Raw genomic sequence first — 4,503 nt, 5'->3', positions numbered from 1 at the left:
GGCAGAGACTTGAGTCTCTGACGGTTCAAGTATTTTTGCAAGAAGTCTATTATTTTCACTGGCAGGTGCAAGATGTGAGTTTTCGATACTATTAGACTGATTTACACCCAACTCTTTATCTAATCCGGCTAATATGCTTTTACATAGATAACAAAAAATTAATTTAGACTTTTCAAACAACCTCTTAGCTTACTTACAGCACATTTCATCTGAATGAAGTACACAAGGGCGGGCAGGATGCCCACCCCACAAGATTTATCATATTAAGATGTGTACTTCATTTACTTGCAAAGTGCTGTAAGCGTGGGCTGAGCGAAGTCGAAGCCCACGCGGGGGAATGGGGAAAAGATTTTTCCTAATCTTGGGGTGAGATTCTATCACCGGTTTTGGGGTCAAACACAAACAACTGACTTAAATCTAATTGTAGAGACAAGCGATCGCCAGGATGTGAACGCACATCTCCACCCACCTGCACATTCAACAACACCAACGAACCAGGTAAACTCACACGCATCAAAGTTTCCCTTCCCAAAGGTTCCACAACCTTAACCTCAACCGACAATTCTCCCAACTCTTCCTCTGCGTGTTCTCCGTCTTGAAAAGTTCTGTTCGTCGGAAGCTGGCGCTCAGACTTTTCGCTGCGCCTCTGTGGTTCGTTAATATAAATATGCTCTGGTCTAATACCCAAATCAAAACTTTGTCCCGTAGGTAAATGCAAACTCTCCCGCATTTGCGGCGTTATTCTTAACAACTGTCCGCTAACATCAAAACCCTCATGCTTATAAATAGCTGGTAAAATATTCATCGGTGGACTGCCCAAAAAAGTTGCTACCATCTGATTAGCTGGGCGTGCATAAATACTTTGAGGCTCACCAATTTGTTGAATCCGTCCTCGATTTAGCACCACAATTTTATCAGCCAGAGTCATTGCTTCAACTTGATCGTGAGTCACATAAACAGTTGTAACACCTAACTCTTGGTGTAACTGTTTCAACTCAGCTCGTGTATCATCCCGTAACTGAGCATCTAAATTAGATAAAGGCTCATCAAGTAAAAATACTTGTGGTTGACGAGCGATCGCCCTTCCTAATGCTACCCGTTGTTGCTGTCCACCAGAAAGCTGTTTCGGCTTACGATCTAGCAAGTGTTCCAAAGAAAGCGATCGCGCCACCGTCACCACCCGCTCTTGAATCACCTTCGAGTCAACCTTCCGCATCTTTAACCCAAAGGCGATATTTTGCGCCACACTCATGTGAGGATAAAGAGCGTAGTTTTGGAATACCATCGCCACATCTCGCTGTCTAGCCGGGACATTATTTACCAATTGTTCGCCAATAAAGAGTTTGCCAGACGTAGCAGTTTCCAAACCAGCGATCGTGCGTAAAATTGTAGACTTACCACAACCCGACGGGCCGACTAAAACCCAAAATTCCCCATCAGGAATTTCAAAAGTAATGTCCTCGATGGCGGTGACATTGTTAAATCTACGCTTGATATCTTCTAGACGAACTTTTGCCATTATTAAGAGTTGATACTTGAGATTTTGAATTTAGGAATGGCTTGGGGAAACTTCCCTAACCTTCTGATTCCAGCAATGCTAAGAACTTTCCCTTGTTAGTTCAGCATCGCGTAGTATCTTGCGTAGCAATCCTCTACCAATGGTTTTACCAGCATGAACAGGAATAGTTAGTGTGCATCCATCCTCATGTTTCATTTGTACATGGTTGCCTTTTTGACGCACTACCTGAAAGCCTATTTCTTCTACAATATTAATAATTGCTTTTCCTGTCAAACTTGGTAGCTTCGGCATTAAATCGCTATTTTTTGAATCCCTACAAATTCTGGTATTATTTCAACATTTTCTGTTTCCAAACAAAGTTCTATTACTTCTTTAATATTTACAATTAACTCATCAATTGTTTCTCCCTGACTATAACAAGCTTTTAGCTGAGGGACTTCTCCTACATAGTAGCCATCTTCATCTCGTTCAATGATGACGTAAAATTCTCGTTTGGCAGCGTTCATCATAATTTATCTTTACCTAGACTCACAATCATTGTTTAGAGCGTTTCCAAAAGGAGAAGCATTACGAATTATTACTAGACCAAGCTGGATGAGACAATAAAGAGGCAATCACCCGCACCCCTCGTAATTGATTAGAAAGGGGTAAATGACCTTTAGGGGCGCTGAGATCCCAAGTAAATTCATGGGGATATCGCGTCCAATTGTTACCGATTTTCCAGCCAATTTTTGGCCAGAAGTTGTCCCAGTTTTTACCCAAACTTAACCAGATTTCTCGCTGCACCGAAAAGCCAAACTTACCTTCAGAGTGGACTAACCATAAGTTGTTAATGGTTTGCAAGTCAACAGCTGGGGTATTTTCCACCTCAGTAAAATACAACCATTTTCTTTGTATAGCCGTTGGCCCTGACAATTCACACATTTTTTGGATGGTTATGCGATCGGCTGCTTCAAAGTCTTGAGCAGCGAGTAACTGTTGCAAGGGATTGTAATTAACCCCGCATTCTGATTTTAGAGTTACAATTCCCTCAGGAAAATAAGCAAGCAGAAATTCTTGGGCTTGGGGTGCATCTGAGTTATAAAGGGCTTGATAGGCCTTGCCATCAATCCAAGTCGCCGGGTGATCACGACGTTTCAATAAAAATTCCATCAACACATCCAGTCCTTCATTACCCTTTGCAGCTAACTGTGGGATGATCTGTTGTTGAATTTGAAGAGACCCAGCGATTAGCGATTGTCGGAGGGAGTCGATGTCATTAGCAGTGCCTGATACAATCATTGGGTCTGTCATGCCATTACTCGTGTTAGCGGTCAGTGAAAAAGCAATCAACTATCGGGTGTTCTCAAAAGCGAATCACTGATAGCGAAATGTAGTTTACTATTTTTGATCGTACAAAATTGCGACAGTTTCACTGAAATTCTATTTCAACAGCGGCGGCATATCGATCAGGAGCGCGTGAAATATGTACGATAAAATTACACCCCCCATTACTGGAGCAAAAATCACCTTTAAGAATGGTGAACCGATTGTCCCAAATAATCCAATTATCCCTTTTATTCGGGGCGATGGAACAGGGATTGATATCTGGCCCGCTACCCAAAAAGTACTGGATGCTGCGGTAGCAAAGGCCTACAAGGGACAACGGCAAATTAGTTGGTTTAAGGTCTATGCCGGCGATGAGGCTTGTGATTTATACGGCACTTATCAGTATTTACCTCAAGACACTTTAACGGCTATTCAAGACTATGGCGTGGCTATTAAAGGGCCTCTCACTACTCCTGTGGGTGGTGGGATTCGCTCTTTAAATGTTGCTTTACGGCAAATTTTTGACCTGTATGCCTGCGTGCGTCCTTGTCGCTATTATGCAGGTACGCCTTCACCTCACAAAAATCCTGAGAAATTGGATGTAATTGTTTATCGGGAAAATACGGAAGATATTTATCTGGGGATTGAATGGCGGCAAGGTAGCGAAATTGGCGATCGCCTCATCTCCATCCTCAACAAAGAGCTGATCCCCGCCACGCCAGAACACGGCAAAAAGCAAATTCCTCTCGATTCTGGCATTGGCATCAAACCTATCAGTAAAAAGGGTTCCCAGCGCTTAGTCCGGCGTGCCATCAAACATGCTCTACAACTCCCTAAAAATAAGCAACAAGTAACTTTGGTGCATAAAGGGAACATCATGAAATACACCGAAGGCGCTTTCCGGGATTGGGGTTATGAATTGGCAACTACTGAGTTTCGTCAAGAAACTGTTACCGAACGGGAATCTTGGATTTTGAGTAATAAAGAGAAAAATCCCCAGATCTCGTTAGAAGACAATGCCCGTCAGATCGATCCAGGATTTGATGCCTTGACAGACGAGAAAAAAGCCCAAATTGTCAAGGAAGTTGAAACAGTTCTTAACTCAATTTGGGAAACCCACGGTAACGGCAAATGGAAAGATAAAATTTTGGTCAACGACCGGATTGCTGACAGTATTTTTCAACAAATCCAAACTAGACCAGATGAGTATTCGATTCTGGCGACAATGAACTTAAACGGTGATTACTTGTCTGATGCAGCGGCGGCAATTGTGGGTGGGTTAGGAATGGGGCCCGGGGCCAACATTGGCGATGCCTGCGCCATCTTTGAAGCTACCCACGGCACCGCACCCAAACACGCTGGTTTAGACAAGATAAATCCTGGTTCAGTGATTTTGTCTGGTGTGATGATGCTGGAGTATTTGGGTTGGCAAGAGGCAGCAGACTTAATCAAGCAAGGATTAGGAGATGCGATCGCCAACAGTCAAGTTACCTACGACTTAGCAAGATTGCTAGAACCACCCGTTGAACCCTTGAAATGTTCTGAATTTGCCGAGGCAATTATTCAGCGTTTCGGGGAGTAGGGACTGGGGACTGGGGACTGGGGACTGGGGACTGGGGAGTAGGGACTGGGGACTGGGGACTGGGGACTGGGGACTGGGGACTGGGGACTGGGGA

The 4,503-nt window shown here is 43.8% G+C and carries 5 protein-coding genes; 1 reads left to right on the top strand and 4 read right to left on the bottom strand.

What is annotated here, in order from left to right; all coding sequences use genetic code 11:
- Positions 1–355 precede the first annotated feature (355 nt).
- The 4 genes from AC5JMF_RS29985 to AC5JMF_RS29970 all read right to left on the bottom strand — a co-directional run bounded on the left by AC5JMF_RS29985 (position 356) and on the right by AC5JMF_RS29970 (position 2,812).
- Positions 356–1,519 carry an ABC transporter ATP-binding protein gene (locus AC5JMF_RS29985; protein ID WP_495799351.1) on the bottom strand — a complete coding sequence of 388 codons (1,164 nt, stop codon included), beginning with the start codon at positions 1,517–1,519 and terminating at the stop codon, positions 356–358.
- A 78-nt stretch (positions 1,520–1,597) separates the two neighbouring features.
- Positions 1,598–1,810 carry a type II toxin-antitoxin system HicA family toxin gene (locus AC5JMF_RS29980; protein ID WP_495799350.1) on the bottom strand — a complete coding sequence of 71 codons (213 nt, stop codon included), beginning with the start codon at positions 1,808–1,810 and terminating at the stop codon, positions 1,598–1,600.
- Entirely contained in the window at positions 1,810–2,028 is a 219-nt protein-coding gene (locus AC5JMF_RS29975) for a type II toxin-antitoxin system HicB family antitoxin (protein ID WP_495799349.1), read from the bottom strand. The genes AC5JMF_RS29980 and AC5JMF_RS29975 overlap by 1 nt, the downstream gene beginning before the upstream one ends.
- Before the next feature lie 58 nt (positions 2,029–2,086).
- Positions 2,087–2,812: a GUN4 N-terminal ARM-like repeat domain-containing protein gene (locus tag AC5JMF_RS29970; RefSeq protein ID WP_495799348.1), complete on the bottom strand. Its 726-nt coding sequence runs from the start codon at positions 2,810–2,812 to the stop codon at positions 2,087–2,089.
- Between the two features lie 172 nt (positions 2,813–2,984).
- Here AC5JMF_RS29970 and AC5JMF_RS29965 point away from each other — a divergent pair, with 172 nt between their 5' ends.
- Complete coding sequence (locus AC5JMF_RS29965) at positions 2,985–4,409, top strand: NADP-dependent isocitrate dehydrogenase (RefSeq protein ID WP_495799347.1); 1,425 nt, start codon at positions 2,985–2,987, stop codon at positions 4,407–4,409.
- Positions 4,410–4,503: the final 94 nt, after the last annotated feature.

Source organism: Desmonostoc vinosum (assembly GCF_059505385.1).
Note: the sequence above shows the minus strand (reverse complement) of the source record. Positions and strands in the feature narration are given on the sequence as shown.

Bases quoted from the DNA above. Each gene is read 5' to 3' on its own strand.
- AC5JMF_RS29985 (WP_495799351.1), bottom strand. From the start codon at position 1,519: ATGGCAAAAGTTCGTCTAGAAGATATCAAGCGTAGATTTAACAATGTC.
- AC5JMF_RS29980 (WP_495799350.1), bottom strand. From the start codon at position 1,810: ATGCCGAAGCTACCAAGTTTGACAGGAAAAGCAATTATTAATATTGTA.
- AC5JMF_RS29975 (WP_495799349.1), bottom strand. From the start codon at position 2,028: ATGATGAACGCTGCCAAACGAGAATTTTACGTCATCATTGAACGAGAT.
- AC5JMF_RS29970 (WP_495799348.1), bottom strand. From the start codon at position 2,812: ATGACAGACCCAATGATTGTATCAGGCACTGCTAATGACATCGACTCC.
- AC5JMF_RS29965 (WP_495799347.1), top strand. From the start codon at position 2,985: ATGTACGATAAAATTACACCCCCCATTACTGGAGCAAAAATCACCTTT.